The sequence below is a fragment of the uncultured Roseobacter sp. genome (assembly GCF_947499265.1).
Lineage (GTDB): Bacteria > Pseudomonadota > Alphaproteobacteria > Rhodobacterales > Rhodobacteraceae > Roseobacter.
Genome location: NZ_CANMNK010000001.1, coordinates 726,951 through 753,465, shown reverse-complemented (window position 1 = coordinate 753,465; position 26,515 = coordinate 726,951). Strand labels below are relative to the sequence as shown.

Annotated in this window: 26 protein-coding genes; 14 read left to right on the top strand and 12 right to left on the bottom strand. The window is 57.7% G+C overall.

Annotated elements, in window-relative coordinates:
• Window positions 1–20 precede the first annotated feature (20 nt).
• Window positions 21–1,028: a LacI family DNA-binding transcriptional regulator gene (locus tag Q1A63_RS03660; RefSeq protein ID WP_298969358.1), complete on the top strand. Its 1,008-nt coding sequence runs from the start codon at window positions 21–23 to the stop codon at window positions 1,026–1,028.
• A 102-nt stretch (window positions 1,029–1,130) separates the two neighbouring features.
• On the opposite strand, the gene Q1A63_RS03655 is transcribed toward Q1A63_RS03660, so the two are convergent.
• From Q1A63_RS03655 to Q1A63_RS03625, 7 genes are all read right to left on the bottom strand, one after another.
• Window positions 1,131–2,183: a Gfo/Idh/MocA family oxidoreductase gene (locus tag Q1A63_RS03655; protein WP_299630684.1), complete on the bottom strand. Its 1,053-nt coding sequence runs from the start codon at window positions 2,181–2,183 to the stop codon at window positions 1,131–1,133.
• A gap of 4 nt (window positions 2,184–2,187) precedes the next feature.
• Entirely contained in the window at window positions 2,188–2,517 is a 330-nt protein-coding gene (locus tag Q1A63_RS03650; protein WP_298969356.1) for an L-rhamnose mutarotase, read from the bottom strand.
• An 11-nt stretch (window positions 2,518–2,528) separates the two neighbouring features.
• Window positions 2,529–3,638 carry a mandelate racemase/muconate lactonizing enzyme family protein gene (locus Q1A63_RS03645; protein WP_299630682.1) on the bottom strand — a complete coding sequence of 370 codons (1,110 nt, stop codon included), beginning with the start codon at window positions 3,636–3,638 and terminating at the stop codon, window positions 2,529–2,531.
• 2 nt (window positions 3,639–3,640) lie between these two features.
• Window positions 3,641–4,732, bottom strand: a complete 1,092-nt coding sequence (gene ugpC / locus Q1A63_RS03640; protein ID WP_298969353.1) for a sn-glycerol-3-phosphate ABC transporter ATP-binding protein UgpC — start codon at window positions 4,730–4,732, stop codon at window positions 3,641–3,643.
• A gap of 2 nt (window positions 4,733–4,734) precedes the next feature.
• A complete protein-coding gene (locus Q1A63_RS03635) occupies window positions 4,735–5,601 on the bottom strand; it encodes a carbohydrate ABC transporter permease (RefSeq protein WP_298969352.1) in 867 nt (288 codons plus the stop codon).
• 5 nt (window positions 5,602–5,606) lie between these two features.
• Window positions 5,607–6,503: a sugar ABC transporter permease gene (locus Q1A63_RS03630; RefSeq protein WP_299401983.1), complete on the bottom strand. Its 897-nt coding sequence runs from the start codon at window positions 6,501–6,503 to the stop codon at window positions 5,607–5,609.
• A 75-nt stretch (window positions 6,504–6,578) separates the two neighbouring features.
• On the bottom strand, window positions 6,579–7,892 hold the full coding sequence (locus Q1A63_RS03625) for a sugar ABC transporter substrate-binding protein (RefSeq protein WP_298969350.1): 1,314 nt from the start codon (window positions 7,890–7,892) through the stop codon (window positions 6,579–6,581).
• 133 nt (window positions 7,893–8,025) lie between these two features.
• Here Q1A63_RS03625 and Q1A63_RS03620 point away from each other — a divergent pair, with 133 nt between their 5' ends.
• Window positions 8,026–8,862, top strand: coding sequence for an amidohydrolase (locus Q1A63_RS03620; RefSeq protein WP_298969348.1), 837 nt, complete (start codon window positions 8,026–8,028; stop codon window positions 8,860–8,862).
• 21 nt (window positions 8,863–8,883) lie between these two features.
• Window positions 8,884–9,732 carry an IclR family transcriptional regulator gene (locus Q1A63_RS03615; RefSeq protein ID WP_366524281.1) on the top strand — a complete coding sequence of 283 codons (849 nt, stop codon included), beginning with the start codon at window positions 8,884–8,886 and terminating at the stop codon, window positions 9,730–9,732.
• Here the strand turns inward: Q1A63_RS03615 and Q1A63_RS03610 are convergent.
• Entirely contained in the window at window positions 9,721–10,614 is an 894-nt protein-coding gene (locus Q1A63_RS03610) for a LysR family transcriptional regulator (protein ID WP_299630678.1), read from the bottom strand. The two genes, Q1A63_RS03615 and Q1A63_RS03610, sit on opposite strands and share 12 nt — an antisense overlap.
• Window positions 10,615–10,724: 110 nt before the next feature.
• On the opposite strand from Q1A63_RS03610, the gene Q1A63_RS03605 reads away from it, so the two are divergent.
• Together Q1A63_RS03605 and Q1A63_RS03600 are read left to right on the top strand one after the other, a co-directional pair.
• Window positions 10,725–11,573, top strand: a complete 849-nt coding sequence (locus tag Q1A63_RS03605; RefSeq protein ID WP_298969346.1) for a phytanoyl-CoA dioxygenase family protein — start codon at window positions 10,725–10,727, stop codon at window positions 11,571–11,573.
• 408 nt (window positions 11,574–11,981) lie between these two features.
• The gene (locus Q1A63_RS03600) at window positions 11,982–13,559 is read left to right on the top strand and encodes an ABC-F family ATP-binding cassette domain-containing protein (protein ID WP_298969344.1); all 1,578 of its coding nucleotides are present in this window, start codon (window positions 11,982–11,984) and stop codon (window positions 13,557–13,559) included.
• 155 nt (window positions 13,560–13,714) lie between these two features.
• On the opposite strand, the gene katG is transcribed toward Q1A63_RS03600, so the two are convergent.
• Window positions 13,715–15,892 carry a catalase/peroxidase HPI gene (gene katG, locus Q1A63_RS03595; protein ID WP_298969342.1) on the bottom strand — a complete coding sequence of 726 codons (2,178 nt, stop codon included), beginning with the start codon at window positions 15,890–15,892 and terminating at the stop codon, window positions 13,715–13,717.
• A gap of 103 nt (window positions 15,893–15,995) precedes the next feature.
• On the opposite strand from katG, the gene Q1A63_RS03590 reads away from it, so the two are divergent.
• The 4 genes from Q1A63_RS03590 to Q1A63_RS03575 all read left to right on the top strand — a co-directional run bounded on the left by Q1A63_RS03590 (window position 15,996) and on the right by Q1A63_RS03575 (window position 18,512).
• Window positions 15,996–16,904: a hydrogen peroxide-inducible genes activator gene (locus Q1A63_RS03590; RefSeq protein WP_298969340.1), complete on the top strand. Its 909-nt coding sequence runs from the start codon at window positions 15,996–15,998 to the stop codon at window positions 16,902–16,904.
• Window positions 16,905–17,102: 198 nt separating this feature from the next.
• On the top strand, window positions 17,103–17,438 hold the full coding sequence (locus Q1A63_RS03585) for a metalloregulator ArsR/SmtB family transcription factor (protein ID WP_298969338.1): 336 nt from the start codon (window positions 17,103–17,105) through the stop codon (window positions 17,436–17,438).
• Window positions 17,435–17,932, top strand: coding sequence for an SRPBCC domain-containing protein (locus Q1A63_RS03580; protein WP_298969336.1), 498 nt, complete (start codon window positions 17,435–17,437; stop codon window positions 17,930–17,932). The genes Q1A63_RS03585 and Q1A63_RS03580 overlap by 4 nt, the downstream gene beginning before the upstream one ends.
• Before the next feature lies 1 nt (window position 17,933).
• Window positions 17,934–18,512, top strand: a complete 579-nt coding sequence (locus tag Q1A63_RS03575) for a dihydrofolate reductase family protein (protein ID WP_298969334.1) — start codon at window positions 17,934–17,936, stop codon at window positions 18,510–18,512.
• A 240-nt stretch (window positions 18,513–18,752) separates the two neighbouring features.
• On the opposite strand, the gene Q1A63_RS03570 is transcribed toward Q1A63_RS03575, so the two are convergent.
• On the bottom strand, window positions 18,753–19,610 hold the full coding sequence (locus tag Q1A63_RS03570) for a LysR substrate-binding domain-containing protein (RefSeq protein ID WP_298969333.1): 858 nt from the start codon (window positions 19,608–19,610) through the stop codon (window positions 18,753–18,755).
• Between the two features lie 85 nt (window positions 19,611–19,695).
• Between Q1A63_RS03570 and Q1A63_RS03565 the strand changes: the two genes are divergently transcribed.
• Window positions 19,696–20,718, top strand: a complete 1,023-nt coding sequence (locus tag Q1A63_RS03565) for a permease (RefSeq protein ID WP_298969332.1) — start codon at window positions 19,696–19,698, stop codon at window positions 20,716–20,718.
• A gap of 264 nt (window positions 20,719–20,982) precedes the next feature.
• Here the strand turns inward: Q1A63_RS03565 and Q1A63_RS03560 are convergent, their stop codons facing one another.
• Window positions 20,983–22,191 (bottom strand): acyltransferase family protein, encoded by a 1,209-nt coding sequence (locus Q1A63_RS03560; RefSeq protein WP_298969331.1) that lies wholly within the window; start codon window positions 22,189–22,191, stop codon window positions 20,983–20,985.
• Window positions 22,192–22,210: 19 nt separating this feature from the next.
• On the opposite strand from Q1A63_RS03560, the gene Q1A63_RS03555 reads away from it, so the two are divergent.
• Window positions 22,211–22,939 carry a TetR family transcriptional regulator gene (locus Q1A63_RS03555; RefSeq protein ID WP_298969330.1) on the top strand — a complete coding sequence of 243 codons (729 nt, stop codon included), beginning with the start codon at window positions 22,211–22,213 and terminating at the stop codon, window positions 22,937–22,939.
• Window positions 22,940–23,232: 293 nt separating this feature from the next.
• On the opposite strand, the gene Q1A63_RS03550 is transcribed toward Q1A63_RS03555, so the two are convergent.
• Window positions 23,233–24,300, bottom strand: a complete 1,068-nt coding sequence (locus Q1A63_RS03550) for a zinc ABC transporter substrate-binding protein (RefSeq protein WP_298969328.1) — start codon at window positions 24,298–24,300, stop codon at window positions 23,233–23,235.
• A 56-nt stretch (window positions 24,301–24,356) separates the two neighbouring features.
• Between Q1A63_RS03550 and Q1A63_RS03545 the strand changes: the two genes are divergently transcribed.
• From Q1A63_RS03545 to Q1A63_RS03535, 3 genes are read left to right on the top strand one after another with little or no spacing between them, the layout of a single operon-like run.
• The gene (locus Q1A63_RS03545; protein WP_298969326.1) at window positions 24,357–24,872 is read left to right on the top strand and encodes a transcriptional repressor; all 516 of its coding nucleotides are present in this window, start codon (window positions 24,357–24,359) and stop codon (window positions 24,870–24,872) included.
• Window positions 24,869–25,618 (top strand): metal ABC transporter ATP-binding protein, encoded by a 750-nt coding sequence (locus Q1A63_RS03540; RefSeq protein WP_298969324.1) that lies wholly within the window; start codon window positions 24,869–24,871, stop codon window positions 25,616–25,618. The genes Q1A63_RS03545 and Q1A63_RS03540 overlap by 4 nt, the downstream gene beginning before the upstream one ends.
• Entirely contained in the window at window positions 25,618–26,412 is a 795-nt protein-coding gene (locus Q1A63_RS03535; RefSeq protein ID WP_298969322.1) for a metal ABC transporter permease, read from the top strand. Before Q1A63_RS03540 ends, Q1A63_RS03535 begins: the two co-directional genes overlap by 1 nt.
• The last annotated feature ends 103 nt before the right edge of the window (window positions 26,413–26,515 follow it).

The following is a 26,515-nucleotide window of genomic DNA, read 5'->3' as shown; positions in this document are numbered from 1 at the left end:
CACAGCCCCTTAGGTCCAATATGCCAACAGTAAAAGATGTTGCACGTCACGCTGGCGTATCAGTCGGAACCGTCTCCAAGGTACTTTCCGAAGACCAAACCGTTAAGGTCGCGCTGCGTGAGCGTGTTTTGCAGGCCGTTACAGATCTGAACTACCGACCGAATATGGCCGCACGCGCCCTTCGCACCAACAAATTCAACATCATTGGACTTGTTGTGCCTGACATAACCAACCCGTTTTTTGCACAACTCGCCTTGAACATCGAAACGGAGGCCGCGCGGCGCGGTCACACGGTTATGCTGACGAATTCGCATGACGACACGGTGACCGAAGGGCGACAGATCGCGGCCTTGCTGGACAGGTCACCCCGCGGTTTGATCGTTGCGGCCTGTAATGACACCAGCGCAAAGCTGGAAAGCTCCGAAGTTCGCGTTCTTTCTTTGGATCGCCGCTTTCATTCCTTTCCATTGGTCAGCACGGACCATGCTGATGGCTCAGCCAAGGTCGCGACATATCTCATCAGCCTTGGGCACCAACGGCTGGCATATCTGGCAGGACCACAGGATACCGAGGTTGGACGGCAACGCCTGGCTGGGTTTGTCCGACAATTTGAAGTTCACAATGCGCAGAACGCTGCGCTGCAGCTTGAGATTCATAATGGTCAATTCGACTTTCACAGTGGTGAAATCCTTGCGCGAAAGCTGTTGCTGCAATCAGAGGGAGAACGCCCCACCGCGATTGCTGCGGCGAGCGATCAGATGGCAATCGGGGTGTTGCGCGCAGCGCGTGATATGGGCATCTCGGTCCCGCAATCCGTCTCTGTCGTCGGATTTGATGACACGACCCTTGCGTCTCTGGTCGTCCCCCGCTTGACGACCGTTGCCCAGCCGACCGAGAAACTGGCAAAAAAAGCAGTGGAACGCGTGCTGGACGAAAGCTCCTCCCCCCTGGAGGACGTGCTATTGGAGGGTAGTTTGGTGATCCGCGAGTCCACTGCACGGATACTTCCAGCGGGACACAGCTCTTAACTCCAACCACCAAGTTACCGTCAGACAGGGATATCTTGACGTGTTTAAAAGTGCTGCGTTGGGCGCTGGGAGCCGAGAAACAAAACCTTTTGACTTGAAGGGTTAAGACATGGATCGGATCGGTGTTGCCGGTGCCGCGCTGCTTTGAAATGCGGCTTCGACGACGGCCATTGTTTTCCATGCGTCTGCAACCGAACTGATCAACTGATCCTCTTCGCCCGATGCAAACCGTTGCAACTGCGACATGCGGCTGGCAAAGGCCTCCGGAAACCAGGCGCCGGTCAGGTTAACGGTTTGCCATGGCGCATCGCCGGTCTTGATCTCAAGAATGTCAGCCTCGCCCTTCGGATAATCAAGGTTCACGCCGAGCTGAACATAAGCCGCGCCTTCGGTGCCACAGATGCGGAATTCGCAAGCCTGATGGCGTCGGCCAAAGCCGTGGTTGTGGTTGATCGAAAGCGCACAGCGCACCCGTGCGCCATAGTCCAGAATGGCCGCCGTTCGCGTCTGGGCGATCTTGCTGTCGGGATGGCCGATTGTCTTGGCATGAATGCCCAGCGGTTCCCCCAAAAGCGCGCGCACCATGTCGAGATAGTGAATGGAGTGCAGTGACAACTCCACGCGCGGCAGGGGTTCCAGAAACTTCCACAGACCCCAGGGCGTATCGAGCGCCAGCCAAGCGTCAAAATCCACCACCTCGCCCAACATCCCCTGCGCGATCGCATCCTGAAGCGCCAGCATCATCGGCGCAAACCGCAGCTGAAAATTCACCGCAGCCCGCAACGCGCGCTCCTCGCAAATCCGCAAAATCTCGGTCGCGTCGTCCAGATCGCTGCCCATGGGTTTTTGTATCAGCACCGGCGCCCCCCGCGGCAGAGCCCGCAATACCTCGGCATGGGCGTCGGGGGGTGTTGCAAGGTCAAAGACAACATCGTCCTGCGCGACCGCGTCCTGCAAGGTTTCGTAGACAGCAAACTCATGATCGTGGGACAGCTCACGCGCCAGCACGATGTCAGGATCGTAGATCCCCCGCACGGTGTAGCCTGCCTGTGCATAGGCAGGCAGATGTGCATCCCGGACGATGGAACCCGCGCCAAAGATCACGATGGGCTTGGGGGTAGTGGCCTTGGGCCAATGCTGCTGAAGTTCGATCACATCCTCACTCCAAGTGAAACACTTCGTCCATCATGGCCCACCATTCGCCTTCAAGTCTGCTTTCCAGTGGCACCTGACAGGGCATGCAAACATCCCACCACTTCTGGGTTTCCGGATCGGCGGCCATCTTGGCGGCATCCGCCTCGAAATCGGTCCCATGGTATTCCCAGTAGCCGAATAACAGGTTTTCCGGCTCACGCAGAAAAATCGAGTAGTTGCGGATGTTGCAGGCCGTGATCATGGAGAGCACGCCGGGCCAGACATCGGCGTGCAGGCGTTTGTATTCCTCTAGCTTTTCAGCATTCAGACCAATCACCATGCCCATACGTTGCATTTTAGACCTCCCTAGCCAAACTTTGCGGTCAAACCGTCAATCCGAGCCGCATCGATCGCGTCCCAGTCCCAGTCGATCCCCAAACCGGGCGCGGTCGACGGGTAAGCGCGCCCGTCGGAGACTTTCATCTGTGTGCGCGTCAGACCGTCCAATTGCGGGATGTATTCCAACCATGGCGCATTCGGGATGGCGCAGACAAGGCTCAGATGAAGTTCCATCAGGAAATGCGGGCAGACCGGTACGTTATGCGCTTCGGCCAGATGCGCGACTTTCATCCAGGGGGTGATGCCACCAATCCGGGCGACATCGACCTGCACGATGCTGGCGCCGCCGGTGACCAGATAGTCCTTGAATTGGCTGAGCGAATACATGCTTTCGCCCACCGCAATCGGTACAGAGGTGCTGGCCGCGAGGCCCGCATGTTCCATCACATCGTCGGCGGGCATCGGCTCTTCGAACCAGGCAATGTCGAACTCTTCGAGCATGCGCGCGCGGCGCGTGGCCTCGGCACGTGACATACTTTGATTGGCGTCGACCATGATCTCATAGCCCGGCCCCACAGCCGCGCGCACCGCTTTCAGTCTTTCGCGGTCCTCAGACAAATGCGGTCGACCGATCTTGATCTTGGAGCCGGCAAACCCCCTGGCCTGTGCGGCCAGCGCATCCGCCACGAGGTCTTCGGTCGAAATGTGCAGCCAGCCGCCTTCGGTGGTGTACATCGGCACGCTGTCCTTCGCACCGCCCAGCATGCGGAACAGCGGCAAACCGGCCTTTCGGCAACGCAAATCCCACAAGGCGGTGTCAATGGCCGCAAGGGCCAGCGAGGTGATCGCGCCGACCGCCGTCGCATGGGTAGCGAACAACAGATCCCGCCAGATGCGCCCGATGTCCTCGGCTTCGCGTCCAATGAGCCGGGGCACCATCGTATCACGCAACAACGACATGACAGCGGGCCCGCCTTGCCCAATCGTATAGGCGTAACCGACACCTTCCGCACCGTCGCTGTCGACAATCCGCACGATCGGGGTTTCCTGGCTTTCAAAAGACTGAATCGCATCCGTGCGTTTGACCTTGGGTTCAAGGTCAACCATCAGAATTTCAGCTGAAACGATACGGGCCATGGCTACCTCAGGCTCTTCTGACTTTCGCCATCGAAAAGATGCACGCGGGTCAGATCCAGGTTGAACATCATGCGTTCACCATTGCTCACCGGGCGCGGGTTGAGCATTTTGGCCTGCACCTCCTGGCCAGCAAGGGCGCCAAAAAGCAATGTCTCGGTGCCCAATGGCTCAGACAGAACGACCGTCATCTCGATCTCGGCGCTTTCGCCTTCCATCGGCAGGGAATGTCCACACGGCATCAGGTTGTCGGCCCGAAAGCCCAGCACCACCTTTTGTCCGGGGCGCGTTTTTGCGGTGTATTGCTGGGGCACGTTCAGGGTCACGCCCCCTCCCAGCTGCAACGTTCCGTCCTGTTGAACGATCCCGTCCAGCAGGTTCATCGGGGGCGATCCGATAAAGGTCGCAACAAAGGTATTGGCAGGGGCTTCGAAGACCTCAAGCGGGGTTCCCTGCTGTTCGATATGCCCATCCCGCATGATCACGATCCGGTCTGCCAGGGTCATGGCTTCGACCTGATCATGGGTCACATAGACGATGGTTGTCTGGATCTTCTGGTGCAGCTTCTTGATCTCCACCCGCATCTGCGCGCGCAGTTTGGCATCAAGATTGGACAGCGGCTCGTCGAACAAGAAGACGTCCGGGTGGCGCACAATGGCGCGTCCCATGGCGACCCGCTGACGCTGCCCGCCGGACAGCGCGCCGGGCTTGCGCTCAAGATATTCGGTAAGGCTGAGGATTGCAGCCGCTTCGGCCACCGCTGCGTCGATCTGATCTTGCGACTTGCCTGCGATTTTCAGCGAAAAGCCAAGATTCTCGCCCACGGTCATATGCGGATAAAGCGCATAATTCTGAAACACCATGGAGATGTTCCGGTCGCGTGGGGGCAGGTCGTTGACGATATTTTCACCAATCAGAACATCGCCGCCCGTGATGCTTTCCAGCCCGGCGATCATACGCAGCGTTGTGGATTTGCCGCAGCCTGAGGGGCCGACAAGCACCACAAATTCATTGTGATCGATGTCAAGGTTGATGCCATGCACCACCTCCAGCGCCCCATAGCTCTTGGACACATTTTTCAGATGGACTTGCGCCATAGCTACCCTTTCACCCCGCCGAAGGTCAGTCCGGCAATCAGGTGTTTTTGTACGAGGAATGTCAGGATGAGCGCGGGGATGATCATAAGCACGGCAAGTGCGCACATCCCGCCCCAGTTGATTGTGAATTCAGACGTGAAGTCGCGCAGACCCACCGGCATGGTCTTGGAGAATGTCGAGCGCGTCAGCTGGCTGGCCAGCGCATATTCGTTCCAGGACGTCAGAAAGGCAAAGATACCGGCCGATGCGACACCGGCACGCGCCACGGGAAATTCAACCTTCCAGAAGGCCTGCCAGCGCGTGCAGCCGTCAATCTCTGCCGCCTCAGCCAGCTCACGCGGAACCTGTCGAAAGAAACCGTCGATGAGCCAGATCGTGAAGGGCACGTTCATAGCAACATAGACGATGATCAACCCGATATGCGTGTCGATCAGCCCGGTCCGGGCCATCACGATAAAGAGCGGCAGGGACAGGGCCACACCCGGCACGGCGCGGGTCAGCATAAGGCCAATAAAGATCGCGCCCTTGCCCTTGAACCGATAGCGCGCGAAAGCATAGCCGCCCGCCATGCCGACAAGGATCGCAATGAGGGTCGAGGTGATCGAGATGATCAGCGAGTTGGTGAAATACTGCAGCACGGGCACCCCGCCCTGACCGACCCCGCCAAACATGGCGCGGTAGTGATCGAGGTTCAGCTCATTGGGGATCCAGACCGGCGGCTTTGCCATGATCTCGACCGTGGGACGGAAACTGTTGAGCACGACCCAAAGCCCTGGAATGCAGATGATCGACATGGCGATGAACAGGGTGACCATCTGTGCCGCCTTCAAAAGGCGGGCCCGGATGCGGTGGCGCAGGTTGATATCCATATCGCTTACCCGCCCATCCCAAGCTCTGTGCGCGCGGCATTGAGCTTCTTGAAGAAATAGATGGTGAAGAAGATCGCAAGGAAGATAGAGATGTACCCCATGGCGTTGGCGTAACCCATCTTGGCATCGACATAACCTGTGCGTCCGATCATGGTCCAGATCAGCTCAGTGCGGCGCGCGGGGCCGCCATTGGTCATGATCTGCACGATGTCATAGGCGCGCGCCACGTCGAGGCTGCGGATCGCGAGTGCGATGTAGATAAAGGGCATCAGATAGGGCAGCGTGATGTGGCGGAAAGTCTGCCAGGGCGTACACCCGTCGACCTTAGCGGCCTCCAGCGGGTCACGCGGAATGGCGAATAGACCTGCAAGGATGAGGATGGCAAAGACACTGGTGGAGGTCCAGACCTCGGCGAAGATGATCGAGAACATCGCCAGATTTGCATCGACAAGCCATGGGATCGCAACATCCGAAAAGCCCAGCGATTGCAGCGCGTTGTTCACCAGGCCGACATTGTCGTTGAAGATGAACTTGAACTGGAAGCCCACAAGCACGGGCGAGAACATCATTGGAAACATCATCAGCGTGCGCAACCCGCGCTGGCCCCAGGTGACCCTGTTGACCAAAAGCGCAAGCCCGAGGCCAAGTAGCATCTCGACATTCAGGGCAATCGTCAAAAGCAGAACGGTACGCCCGAAGGCCGCCCAGAAGTTGGCGTTTGTGATGGCTTTTTCATAGTTGAAGGTCCCGATCCACTTGTAGAGCGTTTCCGGACGCGTCAGCCGGTAAGGCGTGAAGCTTGAGTAAAGCGACAGCAGCAACGGGATCAGCACCACAGCGGACAAAATGATGATCGCCGGCAGCAACAACACAAACCACTGGGGCAATTTCAGACGAGACATAGAGTATGGATTTTCCATTGCAGCCCAAAGGTGGGCAAGGACAGCCGAAGCCGCCCTTGCCCGGGGAGAACGTGGTCAGTAGACCCCGTTTTCTTGCATCATCTCGTCAACGGCCTCCGCCGCCGTTTCGAGCGCCTCATCGACGGTTTTGTCCCCCAAGATCGCGGCTTGAAGTTCAGGAAAAATCACGTTGGTCGCTTCGATCCAATAGGGTGTCTGCGGGGCGGGAAACGCATGAGTGGCTGCTTGTTGAAAGGCCACCAAAACTTCCGACCGATAGGGGTCCGAGCTCGATTGTTCGACCACGTGATCCCAGACGGCGGTGCGGGTTGGGAGCGGCCCGGCAGAGGATTCCAGCTTTTGGCTGTCTTCATTGGTCAGAAAGGCGACCAGTGACGCGGCGGCGTCCTTGTGATCACAGGATTCTGTGACCGAGAACCCGTGGTGCCCGGACCATCCGGTGCGGATCCCTGCGCTGCCCTGTGGCTGCACGATGACGCCCACATCCCCAGCGGCTTTTGAGCTGTCTTCCCCGTTGAAGAAACCCGCCCAGCCGGGCCAATCGAGGTTCAGCGCGATTGTGCCAGAGGCAAAGCCCTGCCCCAGATCATCCCAAAGATATGAGGTTGTGCCCGGAGGCACCGCACCGGCTTTGTAGAGATCCACAAACCAGCTCAGCGCGCGTTTGCCCGCATCGGAATTGAAAGCGGGCGACCAGTCATCGTTGAAAAGCTGACCGCCTTCGGCAATCACCATTTCGTAAAAGCGGCCGACAATCGCTTCGTCTTTGCCCGCATATTGGGTGCCATAGAAGTTGGGCGCATCCGTGAAGAATATCGCTTGATCCTTGTACTGGTCCCAAGTGTCGGGCGGGGCCAGATCGTAGCCGTATTCGGCTTTGAACGCGGATTGGTTGCCTTCGTCTTCGTAAAGCGATTTCAGATAATACAGGGCCGAGACGTCAAATTGGGCGCGCGGCAGCATGACCAGGGCATCGCCGATCTTTGATGCGGCTACGTTGGAGGGCACATATTCCGCAATGAACTCCGGCGTCAGATAGGGTGTGAGATCTGTGTAAAGGCTTGGGTATTGCGAGGCAAAGGAACTGTGGTTCGACCCAACGCACCAGCCTAGCGTGCCCGCCGCAAGGTCGGATTTGAATTCCTTATCCAGTTCGAAGTGGTTCTTTTTCGAAATCACCTCAACGGTGGCGCCAGTGTCGGCCTCCCATTCGGCGATGCGCGCATAAAGTGCTTCGTATTGCTGGCCGCCGATCAGCTTGGCCTGCAGCGTGATGCCGTCGAATTCGCCCGCTGATACAGGCAGGGCCGCAAACAAGGCCGCCCCGGCCGTCGCGCCCTTCAGCGCCATTTGAACCGATAGTCTCATGATGTCCTCCCAAGGAACGTTGTTGTCGCGTCTGGCCGCGCGGTTTACCCGCGTTGATGTTTTGGATGTGAACTTGACTTTCATATATAATAGTCAGAGAGTCAATTCACGATGCAACCTTCGGAAATCGACTATGTTCATTGATACGCATCTCCATCTGATCTACCCGGAAAAGCTGTCTTACCCCTGGCTTGACGGGTTTGAGGCGTTGAACAAACCCAGCCGGTTTGACGATTACACCCGTCGGGCGAAACGGCTGGGGATCAGCGGCTGCCTGCATATGGAGGTGGATGTCGCGCCGGACCTGATCAAAGCAGAATCGGAGCTGATCGAAGGGCTCGCGGGCGAGACCGACAGCCTGATGTTGGGTGCCATTTCGAGCTGCCGTCCGGAAGCCGCCGATTTCCCTGAATTCCTCGACTGGGCGCGCGAGAAATCGGTGATTCTGGGGTTTCGTCGTGTCCTGCATGTGGTGCCGGACGAGGTCAGCCAAAACAGCCTGTTTCGCGACAATATCAAACGCTTGTCTGGGACGGGGTTGACCTTTGATCTGTGCGCGCTGCCCCATCAGCTGCCGCTCATGGCCGACCTGATCGATCACTGCCCCGACGTTCAGTTCATCCTTGATCACTGCGGGGTGCCCGCGATTGCACAGGGGGAGATGTCCCCCTGGCGCGAACACCTGTCCGATATCGCGCAACGCCCGAATGTCGTTGGCAAAATATCGGGTGTCATCGCCTATGCAGATGCAGAGAACTGGTCGCTGGATCACATCAGGCCCTGGGTTGATCATACCGTCAACGCATTTGGCCCAGAACGGATCATCTGGGGCAGCGACAACCCGGTGTGCGATTTGGGCGGTGGGTTGGAGACATGGGTTGCAGTGACGCACGCCTTGACACATGACTGGTCACACTCAGAGCGTGATGCCCTCTATCAGGGCAACGCCAAACGGCTCTGGCGCATCTAAGCGCGCTGTCATGAGCGCGGCATCGCCAGGATAAACGACCCAGGAGGCGAACCAATTCCCACATCATCCAACATATCGGAAAGTGGCCCCAAGACAGAAAAATACAGCGCCCCTGCCCTGTCCAAGGGCCTTGATATTCTGGAGCTTTTGGCCTCTCGCAGCACTGGCATGAAGAAAACCGAGGTTGCAAATGCATTGGATCGATCTCTGAGCGAGATTTTTCGGATGCTGGCGGTGCTGACCGACCGGAACTACGTGGCCTACGACCCCGTTACAGAGCGGTTTTCGCTGACGCAAAAAATGTTCGAGTTGGCGCATCGTCACCCGCCGATCAAGCGGCTGAACTCCGTTGCGGTACATGTGATGGACAAGCTGGCCAGCGATCTGGACCAGTCCGTACATCTTGCCATTATTCACGGTGCAGAGATCCTCGTGATCGCCCAGACCGACGCGCCCTGTAACAACAATACCTCTGTTCGCCTCGGCGCGCGCATTCCCATTGTCTATACGGCCTCGGGCGCCGTCTTGTTGGCGCAAACCAGCAAAAGGCGTCGCGCGGACATCTACGCGCGCTCACCTGAGGCAACCGACGAAAGGATCGCTTTCTTTGAGACATTGGTCGATCAGGTCGTCGCGCAGAATTATTGCGACAGCCCCTCGCAGGTGATCGTCGGGGTCCACAATATCGCAACACCGATCTTCAACTATTCGGGCGAGGCGATTGCGGCGCTGACAATCCCGTTTGTGAAACGGCTAACCAGATCGAATAGCCCGGACATCAAGGCGTCCATCGGGTTGTTGATCCAGGCGGGACAAGACATCTCGCGGCAATTGGGCGCGGGCGCCTCCGAAGATGGCTCAGCGCTCTGATATCGACGCAACAAACCGTTTCAACACAATGTCTTCGTCGCGACTGGGATGCCAGTAAGCGAAAACGCGAATGGGCTCACTCTCTACTGGGAACGGGAATATCCTGACGGGCCAACGCTGGGCAATCTGATGGGCGATACGCGACGGAACCGTCGCGATCATCGATGTTCCGCAAACCAATGACGGCACCATGGAATGGGACCACACTGAAATATGCCGCGCGCGCCTGAGGCCTGCCTTGCGCAACGCATCTTCGTCTTCAAAGGCCAGTTGGTGATCAAAATAACGGACGACCACATGGGTTTGTGCCAGATACTCGGACTGAGATATCTGTTCTGTTGCGGCAAAGGTCTCGCTACACGCCAAACAGACAAAATGATCCTCGAACAGGGATGTATTTGGCGGCACACCGACATCCAGCACCTGACCCGCGAACATCAGGTCAATTTCTCCGGCACTGAGCAGTTGGGCCGAACGTTCCGATAGCGGAAGGATATCAAAGCGCAGCTTGGGCTGGTTGGCCGCGCTGTCCCTGATCGCATCGGCCAGAAAACTGGACATGGAATAATCTGACGCCACGATCTTGAGCTCGCGATCGATGACATCCGTAGTTGCGTTGGGCCGCATCGCTGAAAAGACCTGCGCCTTTCCCAGCACCTCCCGCAGCGGCGCCACCAGCGTTTTGGCGAAGGGCGTCAGGACCAGCGACCGACCCGAGCGCACCAGCAAAGGGTCGTCGAAGTGTTTGCGCAGCTGGGCCAACACCGTACTCAGAGCCGACTGGCTGAGATATACCCGCTCCGCGGCACGGGTGACGTTTCGCTCACTCAGCAGCGCATCAAGGCAGATAATCTGGTTCAGATCGAACCCATTCAGGCGCATTTTAAGTATCCATGAAATCGATGACTGAATGCAAATAAAACCCATTTTACAGATTTATACAATCTGGCGAAACTGGCAGGAAACAGTGGCTCAACACAGGGATCGATAAAATGACACAGGCTCACGTGATGCCGACCGACGCTCAAAGCATGGCTGAAACCTATGAGCGGGATGGCTTCATCGCCCCGATCGATATTGTGGACCCCGACGCGGCACATGCCTTGCGCCTCGACTTGGAAAAGGCCGAAGCCGAACTGGCGGGTGATCCCGAAAAACTGGCGCTGCTCTACAGCTATCCAGATCGAGTGCTGCCGTCATTCGACCGGCTGATCCGTCACGACGCGCTGATTTCCGCAGCTTCTGCTGCACTGGGTCCTGATCTCATGGTGTGGAGTGCCGCCCTGTTCATCAAAGAGGCGCGCTCGCCCAAAATCGTGTCCTGGCATCAGGATCTGACGTATTGGGGGCTCGATGACGCCGAAGAAACAACGCTGTGGTTTGCCTTGTCACCAGCGACGGTCGAAAGCGGGTGTATGAAATTTGTGCCCGGCAGCCACCACGAACAGATCGTTCCGCATGTGGACACCTTCGCCGATGACAATCTGTTGTCGCGCGGTCAGGAAATCGCAGTGGACGTGAATGAGGATGAGGCCGTCGCCGCCGAACTGCAGCCCGGGCAGGCCTCCATGCATCATGGACATTTGTTTCACAGTTCCGGCCCCAACGCCACGGATGATCGACGTATCGGAGCCGCCATTCGCTACATCAAGCCGTCGATGAAGCAGCAGTCAGGCGGTCGGCCTCTAGTGGCGCTGGTCAGCGGAGATGACGAATTTGGGCATTTTGAAATTGCGGGTGCGCCCGAGGGACGCCTCACCGAAGAAGATTTCACCCTGTGTCGCCGAGACGCAAAACTGAAGAAAGCCTTGTTGTTCGAGGGCGTAGATGTCGCTCCGTAGTGGGTTGCGCTGCAATGCCCTGCATCTTTGAAACATCCAATTGCTGTAAAGCCCCCAACCTCCCAACAGATTGAATTAAGGTGCCTTGCCGCCCGCCATTTGACCTTTTTGAAAGCACCCAAGCAAAGATTTCGATCTGTGATCGATACGATAAGCTACGGTTCCATATTTTCGGCACATCGACATATGTTGGCGCGTCAAAGAGGCCCGTACTGTGGGCCGCAAAGCCATGGGACAAAAGTCGACCCTTGCCGTACTCACGCAAAGGTTCGCTGCATTTGTTCCAGATGGTTGCGACATTCGTCGAAAATTACTATTTCTTTGAGACCAGCAGGCCAAGGATTGGAATAATGGATCACACGCTCGCCGCTTGAACCCTCAAGGTTTCTCTAATGTCGAGCTGTACCCATGTCTTCCATCGTCTTGGCCAACCTCAGTTGGGCCACTCCCGCCGGTAACCTGATCCTTTCCGATATTGATGCCACTTTTGGCCCCGAACGCACGGGTCTCGTCGGGCGTAATGGGATCGGAAAAACGACCCTGCTGCGCCTGATGGCGGGCGAGGCCGAACCAGCTTCAGGATCGATCACGCGGCCGGCCGTCGTCGGGCTTCTTCGTCAGAACCCGGAACATCGCCCAGATGACAGGATCGCAGACCTGTTCGGCGTAGGCGCCCAGCTTGCGATCCTGACACGTGCAGCCGACGGCGAGGCAACTGAGGATGATCTTGCGGCGGCCGACTGGACGCTGGAAGATCGCCTGAAGCGTGCTTTGGCCGGTGTCGGTCTCGACCACATCGACCTCAATGTGCCGGTCAGCGAGTTGTCCGGCGGCCAGCGAACACGTGCGAGCCTCGCGGCGCTTTTCTTCTGTGATCCTGACATGCTTCTGCTTGACGAACCGACCAATCACCTGGACCGCGATGGCCGCCAGCACGTGATCGGTGCGCTGCGGGCGTGGCAAGGTGGTATGGTCGTCGCCAGCCATGACCGCAGCCTGCTCGCCGAAATGGATACGATCGTCGAACTGACGGGCCTTGGTGCTAAACGTTATGGCGGAAACTATGACGCTTACCGTGAACAGAAGGACATCGAACTCGCGGCGGCGGAACATGAGCTTGCCCATGCGGAACGCGTCTGGACTGAGAGCAGGAAGCAAGCGCAAGTGGTTGCCGAGCGCAAGGCACGGACAGATCGTCAGGGGCGGAAACTGCGGGCATCTGGCGGACAACCAAAAATCCTTCTCGACGCGCGCAAAGAACGCAGCGAGAACTCAGGTGGCGCTACGGCGCGTATGCAAGACAGCCGTGTGGCCGATGCGGCCAAAGCGATGGAAGAAGCGCGGGAAAAGGTCGAGGCCCTGGAACCGCTGCGCATCGATGTGCCAACCTGCGGGCTTGTGTCGCGCCGACATGTTTTGGACGTGGTGGATTTGTCAGTCGGCTATGACCCGCGCTACCCCATTCTGAAAAGCGTATCACTGAGGGTCCGTGGCCCGGAGCGCCTGCTTGTCGAAGGTGCCAATGGCGCAGGCAAATCAACACTTCTTTCCTGCATCATGGGCGCGTTGAAGCCGTGGCACGGATCGGTTTCCCTTCACGTCTCGGCGGAACTGCTTGACCAGGACATCGGCATACTCGACCCCAACGAGACCGTCCTTGACAATTTCGCGCGCCTGGACCCCGACGCCAGTGAGAACGAGCATCGCGCCGTTCTTGCCCGCTTCCTGTTCCGGGGAGGGGCGGCAAACCAGATCGTCGGAACGCTCAGCGGTGGCCAGCGGCTGCGGGCCGGCCTTGCATGCGTATTAGGGCGCAATAAGCCGCCCCAACTTCTTCTCCTGGATGAACCAAGCAATCATCTCGACATAGAGGCGACGGAGACCTTGGAAGCCGCCTTACGTGGCTACGACGGGGCGCTGCTTGTCGTTAGCCATGACAGTGCATTCATTGACCGCATAGGTCTTGATCGTGTCATCAAACTGTGAAGATGGGGTGGGTCCTGCGCGATTGCGATATGTCCACCCGCGAAGGCTGTAGCAGACACAAAGGGAAGGGAGCCCACCGCAGGCGGGACGTTGGGCTTCCCCGATTTTTGGAGGTGTGATGGGCACAGCACGCCAAGTGCTGTGCCCGATCCTGTTTAGCTCAACAGATCAAAGCGATCGTTCATCATCACTTTGGTCCAGGCGGCCACAAAATCACGTACGAATTTTTCCGCATTGTCATCTTGTGCATAGACTTCCGCATATCCGCGCAGGATCGAATTGGATCCGAACACCAGATCCGCGCTTGTTGCTGTGAACTTCACATCACCCGTTGCGCGATCATTCAACGTATAGGTGCCATCCTCGGCAGGGCTCCAGGACAGGGCCATATCCGTCAGGTTGACAAAGAAGTCGGTGCTCAGCGTGCCGGGCCGATCAGTGAACACACCATGCGACGAACCACCATGGTTTGCCCCAAGAACACGCATGCCGCCAACCAAAACGGTCATTTCAGCAGCCGTCAGGCCCAAGAGTTGCGCCCGGTCCAGCATCATGGCTTCCGGAGACACCGCATAGGCTTCTTTCTGCCAGTTGCGGAAGCCGTCCGCCAAGGGCTCAAGCACCGAGAAGCTGTCCGCGTCTGTCTGTGCGTCGGTGGCATCGCCACGCCCGGCGGTGAAGGGCACGGCCACATCAAAACCTGCAGCTTTGATCGAGTGCTCCAAACCGACATTGCCCGCTAGCACGATCACATCCGCGATCGACGCGCCGCTGTTGGCCGCGATGGGTTCCAGCGCGCCAAGCACTGTCGCCAGACGCTCCGGCTCATTGCCCGCCCAGTCTTTCTGCGGAGCCAGACGGATACGTGCACCGTTTGCGCCACCGCGTTTGTCCGAGCCACGGAACGTGCGCGCGCTGTCCCATGCGGTTGCGATCATATCGGATGCAGACAGGCCGCTTGCCGCGATTTTCGCTTTGACCGCGTCCACGTCATAAGAGGTAGACCCAGCCGGGATCGGGTCCTGCCAGATCAGATCTTCCGCGGGGACGTCCGGGCCAAGATAGTTAGCGCGTGGGCCCATGTCGCGGTGGGTCAGTTTGAACCACGCCCGCCCGAACGCATCGGCAAAATAGTCAGGATCCGCACGGAAACGCTGGCAGATTTCGTTGTAGATCGGATCGACCTTCATGGCCATGTCGGCGTCCGTCATCATCGGCTTCACATGCTTCGAAAGATCGGTCGCATCAACCGGCATTTCGTTTTCCGGCATGTTCACGGGCTGCCACTGATTGGCACCGGCGGCGGATTTTGTCAGCTCCCATTCGTAGTCAAACAGGTAGTCGAAGTACCCCATGTCCCACTTCGTCGGCTCTTTGGTCCAAGCGCCCTCGATGCCGGATGTGAATGCGTTTGTCGCTTTGCCGTCATGGCCGGGGTTCGACCAGCCAAGGCCTTGCGCATGCACCGGGCAGCCTTCCGGCTCCGCTCCGATCTGATCGTGCGCACCGCCGCCGTGGGCCTTGCCAACAGTGTGACCGCCGCATGTCAGTGCTGCGGTTTCCTCATCGTTCATCGCCATCCGTGCGAAGGTTTCACGCACGTGCAGCGCTGTCCGAGCCGGATCGGGGTTGCCGTTGACGCCCTCGGGATTGACGTAGATCAGCCCCATATGAACGGCGGCCAGCGGGTTCTCCATCGTCGATGGTGTTTCCAGATCCCCGTACCGCTTCTCGGACGGCGCAAGCCATTCGTTCTCGGACCCCCAGTAGACGTCCTTCTCGGGACCCCAGATGTCCTGACGGCCAAAACCAAAACCAAAGGTTTTCAGCCCCATGGATTCATAGGCAATATTGCCGGACAAGATGATCAGATCGGCCCAGGAGAGCGCGTTGCCGTATTTCTTCTTCGCGGGCCACAAGAGACGCCGCGCCTTGTCGAGGCTGGCATTATCCGGCCAGGAGTTCAGCGGCGCGAAACGAATGTTGCCAGAGCCTGCCCCGCCACGGCCATCGCCCATCCTGTAAGACCCGGCGGCGTGCCATGCCAGACGGATCATCAAGCCACCATAGTGGCCCCAATCCGCAGGCCACCAGTCCTGGCTGTCACGCATCAGGGCGTGAACGTCTGCCTTAACGGCCTCATGGTCCAGCGCCTTGACCGCCTCGCGATGATCATAGTCTGCATCCATAGGATTGGTGCGCGTGTCGTGCTGGTGCAGAATGTCGAGGTTCAACGCATCCGGCCACCATTTGGTCACTGCGTTATCCATACCGGTATTGCCGCCGTGCATCACTGGGCAGCCGGTTCCGGGGGGTACGTGGCTTCCGTCCATTGTGCTCTCCTGTATTTTTGGGTGATTTCCGATGGGACACATTTACGCTGGCAGGAACATTTATTCCAATTGAATCTCCAAAACAAAACGATAAGTAAGGCTTATGATCGGTCTGACGCTCAAGCACATGCGTTACTTCAAATCGCTGGCGACGCATCTGCATTTTGGGCGGGCGGCGGAAGCCTGTGCGATTTCGCAGCCCGCGTTGTCTCTTCAGATGAAAGAGCTGGAGGCGATGCTTGGTGGGCAATTGGTTGAACGCACCGGGCGCAAAATGCACCTGACCACGCTTGGCGAAGATTTCCTGGGCCGAATACAGGACATCCTCGTCCGTGTGGATGACTTGGAAGAACTCGTGCGCTCCTCCAAAGACGGGCTGACCGGTCGCCTGCGGCTCGGCATCATTCCAACCGCGGCCCCCTATCTGCTCCCCGGCATTATTCAGACCCTCAACACGTACTTTCCCGATCTTGAGCTTCAACCGCGCGAGTCCGTGACACAATCATTGCTTGAAAACCTGATGTCCTCCAACCTTGATGTGGCGATCGTGGCATTGCCCATATCCGAGCCTTCCCTACGCGAGTTTGCGTTGTTCAAGGAGGAATTCTACCTGGTCCGACCCAGCATTGAAGCAGACATGCCGGTTCCCAACGCGGCCACACTTAAAACGATGCAACTGCTGCTTCTCGAAGAAGGCCATTGCTTTCGTGATCAGGCGCTGTCTTTTTGCGAACTCTCGGGCGCCAAACCCAAACACATTATGGAGGGCAGCTCGCTCTCCACGCTTGTCCAACTGGTGGGTGCCGGGATCGGTGCCACGCTGATCCCAGAGATGGCCTTGCCCTATGAAACCCGATCGGCGGACGTTTGTGTCGCGCGCTTCTCAAAGCCGGTGCCGTCGCGCACAATTGGCATGATCTGGCGAAAAGCAAGCCCGCTGAGCGATCAGTTCATGACCGTTGGGGCCCTCATTCAAAACCTGGCAAAGCAAAAAACCAGCGTTGGGGCATAAAGCTACCTAAGCTTTTCAGATACATTGATGACGCAAACAAACGCTTGATTGCTCCGTCAAAGCGACCGGGCGACAGGCCCGACCCAAACGCAAGGCGCCCTCATCCCAATGGCATCGTCCATGGCTACCACTGACTGTATTCTTATTACCGATATTAAACCTCTTGATTAATTAACGCACTAGTTTAATAATAATCCTATGGATGAAAGTGATAAGCTGGATGCGGTGTTCTCCGCTTTAGCACACCCCACAAGGCGGGCTATTTTGGCGCAGTTGGTCAAAGGCACAGCCACGGTAAATGACCTGGCTGAGCCCTTTGACATGTCGCTCCCAGCAATCTCCAAACACATTCGTGTATTGGAGGACGCCGGGCTGATCACACGCGGGAAAGACGCTCAATTCCGCCCGTGCACGATTGACACGCGACCGCTCCAGGACATCGCGCGTTGGACAGATCAATACAGACACATCTGGGAAGCGCGCTTTGACGTAATGGAGACGCTGCTCAACGATACGAAGGGAACGCAGTCATGAATGACGTACAAGAATGGGTTCGGATTGAACGGGAATTTGACGCCACAATCGATATGGTGTGGCGGATGTGGACTGACCCGGTCTTGTTCAAGCAATGGTACGGACCAAATGGCATGTCTGTCCCAACTGCCGAGATGGATGTAACCGTCGGCGGCACCCGTAAAATCTGCATGTCGATGCAGACGCCAGAACGACAGATGGAAATGTGGTTTACCGGCGTCTACAAGGAAGTCAGCGCGCCCCGACGTCTCGTCTACACCGAAAGCATGTGTGACGCGGATGGCACGCTGATCCCACCTCAAACCATGGGAATGCCGGACAACTTTCCTGACATTACTGAGGTCATCGTTGAGCTGAGTGACGTTGGTGAGAAAACGCGGATGGTCATCGTCCATGTTGGCGTCGCCGAAGGCACGGCTGGCGCAGGTGGATGGAACCAGGCCTTTGACAAATTGGACGCACTGGCCCGGTCTATGACCAGCGCGCGGGGTTGAAATGCGCGAGCTTGCAGTTCTTTCATTTGTGACCCTCGACGGGGTCATGCAGGCGCCAAGCGCACCGGAGGAGGACACATCCGGCGGCTTCGCGCGTGGCGGATGGGCCGCGCCATATTGGGAAGAGGTGATGCCCGAAGTAGCGCGGACAGCAATGTCAGCGCCCTATGATATTCTGTTCGGTCGCAAGACCTACGACATCTTTGCAAGCCATTGGCCAACCGCGCCGAAGTCTGATGTCGCTGAGATACTGAATTCTGCGCGAAAGCATGTGGCGACGTCTTCGTCAAATGCGTTGAGTTGGGAAAACTCCTATGCGCTCACAGGCGATATTGTGGAGGGGGTCCGAAACCTAAAATCCGACGTCGGGCCGCTTTTGCAGGTTCATGGCAGCGCAAGGTTGATCCAGACACTGCAGGCCAATGACCTGATCGATGAGTTTCGTATCTGGACATTTCCGGTTGTGGTGGGATCAGGAAAGCGGCTCTTTGGGGAGAATTCAGCATTCATGTGTTACGCGCTGCATGACTTCCGGGTTCTAGACAATGGTGTCACACAACAGATGTTCAGACGGGCGTGAGCCACCCCAAGCAGATCTCTATTCCAAGCAGAAATGACCATGACCGGCTTAGTAAATGTGCTGGCTTCCGAAACATGCTGCTTTGCAACCTTCGCTTCATCCATCCAAAAGAGATGCTTGATCGTTCGAGATCGGATCCGCGCAATCAAGAGAGAAGCAGCCATTCGCTACCTGTGCGACAACTGTCTTGATCAATGCCCAGTTACGCAATGCGCTGGGACCGTTCGAACGGCTACACGCCTAGACCTTCGCGAGAAACGCGGCGCGGATAGCTGCTTTCATGGCGTTCTGTGGTCCGGTCTCCAGCGTTCCATTTTCAGCCATCACAAGCTTCGAGGCCAGCGTGCTTTTGAAGCCCAAACTCTTCCCCACAATTGACAGGCCCGGGTGAAGCGATGAGCGGCCCAGCAAGCCAATTGCGATCCCGGCATCAACTGCTGCGATCACACCGGAGACGCTTTGACTGGAATAAACGATCCGATAGGGCTTTCCACGGGCCTTGAGAGCGGCGATTGCGACGTCGCGCCACCAGCAGGCATGATCGAACACGGCCACCGGCAAGGTCTCTTCGGCTGAGAAGTCCCGATGCACGGATGACATCCAGCATGTAGGGTCCTCGAAGAGCACTTCTTCATGTTTCTTTGGACGTTCTACCTCATAAATCGCAAGATCCAGCGATCCTTTGTCGAGCGCAGTTGGGAATCCCGTGCTCAAAGCGCATGTCACATCCAATTCGACCTTCGGATGATGACGCGTGAAAGCAGCGATGATTTCCGTCAGCTTCGCTTGTCCATGATCGTCTGGGATGCCCAGGCGCAGTTTGCCTGTCACGACGTCTTGGGAAATATCCCGCAACACTGCGTCTAGGCGGGCGGTTACATCTTGCGCGACGGGCAGCAGCCGACGGCCCGTATCGCTCAAGACAACGCCGCGCCCATGCCTTTCAAAAACGGGTCGGCCGAGAATGGTTTCGAGGCGTTTAATCTGAAGGCTGGTGGCGGATTGCGATCGGTAAATGCGAGCGGCGCCATCCGTGACGCTTCCCGCCTCAGCCACGGCGACAAAGGTGCGAAGCAAGTCGCTGTCAAGGCTTTCCATTCGGTTTTCCAATACCAGAGATTGATACTATTCGTTTCACACATGCCTTTCCAGCCGCTATTTTTCAAGGCCAGAGGAGTAGACCATGACGGATCAGACAGTTTCCCGCCAGCGATCAAACAAGAAATCGGTGCTGTGGGGCGTGTGTCTTCTCACGCTCATAGGCATTGGTCTTGCGTGGCCGGGACATGCCATGAATGCCGCCAAATTCGTGATATGGGGTTTGGTTGTTGTCGCCCCCATCGTCATTCCGGGCATTCTTCTTGCGGCATGGATCATCGCCAGCGGAGCCGACACGCATATCGCTGGCGCGTTCGAGGGCAGGACGCTCCGCACAGTGGCGGCCGCATCATTGATCGGGGCCATTACGCCAGTCTGCGGTGTCACAGTTCTGCCCTTGATGGCAGGTCTGTTGGCGGCAGGCGTGCCGCTTGCGCCGATCATGGCATTCTGGTTGTCATCCCCGATCACGGACCCTGCTATGCTCGCGACAACGGCTGCAACTCTCGGCCTCAGCTTCGCAATTGGCAAAACTCTCGCAGCCTTCGGCTTGGGTCTATTCGGGGGCGCGGTCACTGGACTGTTTGCCAAGACACCCTGGGCACTGAACGCGCTGCGCGACAACGGATTGGCGCGCCAGTTGAGCGCTGCAAGATTTGGAGCAGTTCAGACTTTCGATCCATGGGTCTGGCGAACGCAAGCGCGTCGGCGGTCCTTTGGCACTCAATTCGCGGCAACCGCGCGGCTCATCCTGATCTGCCTGATCCCTGCATTTGCCGCAGAATATGCCCTCAATGCCGCGCTGACCCCAGGGGCGCTTGCAGCATATGTGGGCGAAGATCAATGGTGGGCCATACCCGCCGCCGTTTTTGTTGGCGCTCCGGCCTACATCGACGGTTATGCAGCACTTCCGCTTACACGCGGCTTGATTGACAATGGCATGTCCGAAGGCGCCGCGATGGCGTTCTTGGTCTCGGGTGGTGTGGTCAGCATCTGGGGCGCGATGGCAATTGCGCCGGTTCTCAGACTGAAACCATTTTTGCTCTATCTCGCGCTTGCGGTTCTGGGATCACTTTCTGCGGGATATATTTTCGGTTGGGTGGTCTGAAGTGACATATGAAACGCGCAGCTATTGTCGGGTAAGATCAGCTTTGTCCACTAGCTGATTATCGCACAGCCTGGGACGAGAGACAGAATGGCACCGCTGCGGACCCTTGCTGCGCAGTTCTAGCCAAAATCACGTGCAAATCAGATCAAAGCAAATGGCGGCAAAAAACGCCTGTAAGCAGGCCTTTGGGCAAGACACAACATCCGGTGATTTGGCCCTTTCCTGCTTCAGCTGCGCTGGCAGCGCGGGACCGATCACCAACACCTACCATCTTGCCAGCCAACGTATGCAGATCGCCTCTGAGGACCTCAGTGGGAAGCGAGGTTTGCGGCGAAACGGCAAACCTGTTGCCAATCGCGTCACCGAAGAATGCGCCGCGCCCCAGGCAAGCAGGATACTCAAGATGGTCGTCAGGACTGCCACAGCGGTTGCTTTCAGCAGCGGCATTCCAGTCCAATCCAGCCAGAGCCAAGCAAGGAGCACAATGATCGTCTGATGAAACAGATAGAAGGGCAGCGCAATTGGCGCGAAGGCTTTCAGGATTGGAATTGGGCGGCTGAACAAGATCCTTCCGTAACCCAGCAGGGTCAGCAGCAGACACCATTCTGCGGCAAACCGGATCATATGGCGAATGGTGTGCGACGTTTCAATCATACCGAACCCACCAGCGTCCACTGGCAGGGTCGCAAACCAAAGTGCAACCAACCCCGCCGCCAAGAACAGCGCGATCTGCCGGATGTCGCAGATCGATGCCTCCACATCCGGATTGCGCCCGAGCCACCATCCGAAGAGCACCAGAAAACCGTAATGCGCGTGGTTGGCCCAGTCCCAGACAAGGTTGTGCGTACTGGGGAAGGATGGGCGCAGCGCGGCCTCGATTCCAATCAGGATCAGGCCCGGCAGGAACAGCCGCCAAGGCGCTTTGGTTATCCATCGGGCAAGTCGCTGAGCAACAGCGGCATTGCCGAGAAGAGCCAGCGGCAGGCAATACGTGAAGAGGTAAGGCAGGAACCACAAGTGATGCCACGAGAAATTGGCCGCGGGATAACAGCAGCGAAAATAGGTAACCATGAAAGCCCAATGGCCACCTTCGTGGTCGATCGGGCTCATCCGAAGTGGCACATCGGGCGTGATCCGTTCCAGCCAAACCTGCGGCGCAACCAACACCACAGTGCCGATCAGCAGTGGCACGATGAGCCGGGCGAAACGTTCTTGCAAAAATGCCACCCGACTGCGGCGCTCCAAGGCCCAAGCCGCGCTCATCCCTGCAAGCAGGAAAAGAAGCGACATTTGCGCGACATTGAGAGATCGGATCAGAAAGTCTGCGACCCAGTATGGCGCGTTCATGTCTTTCATATGCCAGACCTCAGCATCAAAAAGCCGGGCTGTATGAAAGGGGACCAGAAGCAATACCACCACGGCGCGCAGCGTATCGACATCATTTCGACGCGGGGGACTGGACAGCGCGATCACTTTCAGGCACTCCTAAATAATGAGCGAATCATTCATTCATAATAAGCAGAAAATAAAAAAATCTTCAAGTCGTCGGGGCCCCCAGCGAAGCCCGGCGAAGCTTAAGGCCATCGCCCGTGCGGCGCGCCATGTGCTGGCGACCAACGGGCCGCGGTTGACCCAGGTCGCTGATGTCGCGCGCGCCGCTGATGTCGCGGCGGGGACGATTTATGTCTATGTCGCTGAGAAAGAAGCGCTGATCGAACTCGCACTTCTCTACGCGGCGCGGTTCGATCTACCGGACGCCGGAAAGCCCGTGAAGTTCAGTGCGGCGCGGTTGAAGAAAGCTGCGACGCGCGCCCTTGACGAAAGGCTGGATTGGCCAGCGCTGAAGGCCGCGCTGCACGCACCGCCGAGCCCTGACGTGCTGTCGGCAGTCTTGTCCGAGACCTATGACATGCTCAGGCGCGAGCACCAGCTTATCGCCTTGCTAGACAAGTGTTCCAAGGAGACCGCATTACTTGAACGGCTCTATACAAAGGGTCAGCGCAGATTGTTTTTCAGGGATTTCGAAGCCTGCATTGATCGTCTCGCCAGGTCAGGTCATGTCCGGCGTGATCTCGATATTGCTGCGGCTTCGCGCGCGGCACTGGAAATGCTGGTCTGGATGGCAATGCGCAGACCCGGCGACCCCGATCCACCACACTGCGATGAAGAAGCTGCCCGCACCGCGAGCATTGGGCTTGCCATTGCCGGGCTGACAAACTGAGGAAAAACATGAAGGCAACAGACGCAGCTATGGCATACGTCCGGATATGCGGTGGGTTTAAGGCAAGGCCGACACTAGAAGAGGCAAGATGATGGATGCCGACGCTCTTAACGTGAAGGGAGAGTGTGTCGCATATCTTTATGAATGCCGATCTTGTATCGCCCCCCTACAAGCGGATGTGTACTGGCCCCGTCTCACAAGACACCGCAAGCAAGCACACACTCCATTAGATGCGTAATACGCCGCCATCACACCCCAGATTTAGCTTCAGGGCCTCTGGAGGGCTTATGCGATCACATACAATCCGCGAGGGCCGCTGAAAGATTCCCGATAAGTTGGGGGTAAAGCGCCGATCCCGGTTCCAGATCAGAGCCCAGGGGATCAAGTATCCCTGTTTTAGCCTCTGTGCCATCCAGAACTGTGGCCACGAGACCAGGGTTGAACTGTGGCTCTGCCAGAACGCAGTCGATGCTCTCCTCAGCGATCCGCGCTTGAATTTCGGCAATCCGTGCCGGGCTCGGATCGGACGCGTCGCTCAAAGAGATTGCACCGGCGGCGGGAAAGTCGAAGTCCGTTTCAAAGTACTGGTAGGCGTCGTGAAAAACGATGAACTGTCCTTTGCGCACCGGCTCCAGAGTTGCCTTCACTTCGTCAATCAGGGTTTCGATCTCGGTACGGCCTGCGGCGGCATTCGCAAAATAGGTACCGGCGTTGTCAGGGTCAGCGGCGGACAATTGACCGGCAATCACATTCAGCCAGGTCATCGCATTTTTCGGTGAAAGCCATGCATGTGGATCATGCGCGCCGTGGTCATGTCCTTCGTGCCCGGCTACCTCATCTTCATGATCATGGTCGTCATGTCCTGCCTCTTCGCCGGCATGATCGTCGTGTTTTTCATCGTGGTCGTTATGTGCTTCGTCAGCGTGATCGTCATGGTCTTTGTGGTCGTCCTCATGGTCCGCGTGATCTTCGTCACCATGTTCTTCGTGGTCATGCGCCTCGAACAATGCGTTTTCCCGGAACTCTAATTCAATCGTGCCATCCGCTTCCAGCAATGCGGTCACGGCAGCATCTGGCGCCAGCGTTGCAATCGTATCCGTCAGCCATGGCGTCAGACCAGAGCCAATCCAAAATACCAGATCGGCGTCCTGCAGCGCCTTCGCTTCAGAGGGGCGCAAACTATATTCATGCGGGCTGGCACCCGGTTGAACGATCAGATCTGGCGTTCCGACACCCTCCATGACCCGTGCGACCAATGAGTGCACGGGGGCAATATCAACAGCGACCTGAGGCACCTCTGCGAAAGCGGCTCCTCCCATCAATGTGACCGTCAGAGAGAGGGCAAGACGCTTTCTGGACATCGAAGTCTCCATGTGATTGTATAACATTTCGCACTGGATAGACAAAATGTGATAACATGACAAGTGACTCCAAAAACGGCGATACTGACGACGGCCCGCTTGGGTTTGCGCATCATGATCACGCGGCATGTGTGAGCGATACGCTTGCCGCGGCCGAGGCCCGATGTGCGACTGAGGGGCTCCGCTTTACGCCTGTGCGTCGCAAGGTGTTGGAGATTTTGTTGCAGGAGCATCGCGCACTTGGTGCCTATGCGATTCTGGATCGACTACGTGAGGAAGGATTTGGATCGCAGCCGCCCGTGGCCTATCGCGCGCTTGATTTTCTTGTCGTGAATGGGCTGGCTCATAAGATTGAGCGGCTGAATGCATTTATCGCCTGTGCCCATCCAAGTCACTCTCATGCGCCTGCGTTTATGATTTGCCGGTTGTGCGATGCCGTCGCAGAAACGCAATCATCCCCGGCACGCGGGGCGTTGGGTGATGCCGCCCGCGCGACCGGCTTTCGCATTGAGCGCACGGTTGTTGAAGCCGAGGGCGTTTGCCCTGCCTGTGTCGATAAGGCCGACGTATGAGCCTTGTTCGGGTGGAAGACCTCAGCGTCCGTTATGGTGCAAGGACCGTCTTGTCCCATGTATCGCTCTGTGTCGAACCCGGTGAGATCGTCACAATTGTTGGCCCGAACGGATCAGGCAAAACCAGCCTGTTACGCGCGATTATCGGCGCGGTGAAGCCGTTCCGGGGCCAGGTCACGCGCGGCAATGGGGTGAAAGTCGGCTACGTTCCCCAAAAGCTGCATATTGATGAAACGCTGCCGATTACCGTTTCGAGATTCCTGAAGCTGCCGGGGGGCGTCGCAGCCGCAGACATCCAACAGGCGTTGACACAGGCAGGGGTGCCTGACCTTTCCGGTGCGCAACTGTCGCAGCTGTCGGGCGGGCAGTTTCAACGGGTGTTGCTGGCGCGTGCACTGATCGGGAAGCCTGATCTGCTGTTGCTAGATGAAGCGACGCAGGGGTTGGATCAACGTGGTTCGGCCTCCTTTTACCAACAGATCGAGAGCGTGCGGCAGGATACAGGCTGCGCCGTCCTCATGATCAGCCACGAACTACATGTGGTGATGAGTGCCTCTGACCGCGTGATTTGCCTCAACGGCCATGTCTGCTGCGAAGGCACACCGGCGGTTGTCGCATCCGCCCCGGAGTATCGCGCCCTGTTCGGGACCGGCACCGGCGGCGCATTGGCTCTCTACCGGCATGAACACGACCATGGGCATGATCATGGCGATCACACCCACGACCACACTGAGGCCGCTGAGTAATGCTTGATGACTTTATGGTGCGTGCCGCTCTGGCCGGGATTGGCGTGGCAATTGCTGCCGCACCCTTGGGGTGTTTCGTGGTCTGGCGGCGCATGGCCTACTTTGGCGATGCCACTGCCCATGCCGCAATTCTGGGCGTTGCGCTGTCGCTGGCGTTTTCGATGTCGATCTTCATCGGGACGATGGCTGTGGCCTTGCTGATGGCGCTTACGGTCAGTGTCTTATCCGGTCGGGGGTACGCAATGGACACATTGCTGGGGGTGCTCGCACATTCGGCACTCGCCTTCGGGCTTGTCGCAGTGTCCTTCATCTCCGGCGTGCGGATCGACCTGATGGCCTATCTCTTCGGCGACATTCTCGCCGTCTCGCGCGGGGACCTCGCGGTCATATGGGGCGGCGCTGCCCTTGTCGTTGCTTTGGTCGGCTGGCGCTGGTCAGCCCTGTTGACCTCAACACTGAACGAAGATCTGGCGCACGCAAGCGGGATCGACCCCAAGCGCGAACAACTTGTATTGACCCTGGCACTGGCCATCACCGTCGCGGTCGCGATCAAAGTCGTTGGGGTTCTGCTGATCGCTGCCATGCTGATCATCCCCGCAGCCGCTGCCCGCCCCCTGTCAAGGACCCCTGAGGGCATGGCCATCGCTGCGGGTGTCATCGGGACGTTGTCGGCCGTCACTGGTCTGCGCGCGGCCTATGTTTTTGACACACCAGCGGGGCCATCCATCGTTTGCGTCGCGGCATTGATTTTCCTCGCATCCAGCATGATCAAGAGTTTCAAACCCGCGCGGTAGAGCAGAGGCATAGCCCAGCCGATCTTCATCTGACGGCGGTTGCGTCACGCGTCGCAGACACGGGCCTGCTCCTCGACAGCTTCGTTTTCGCTCAACTATCGAT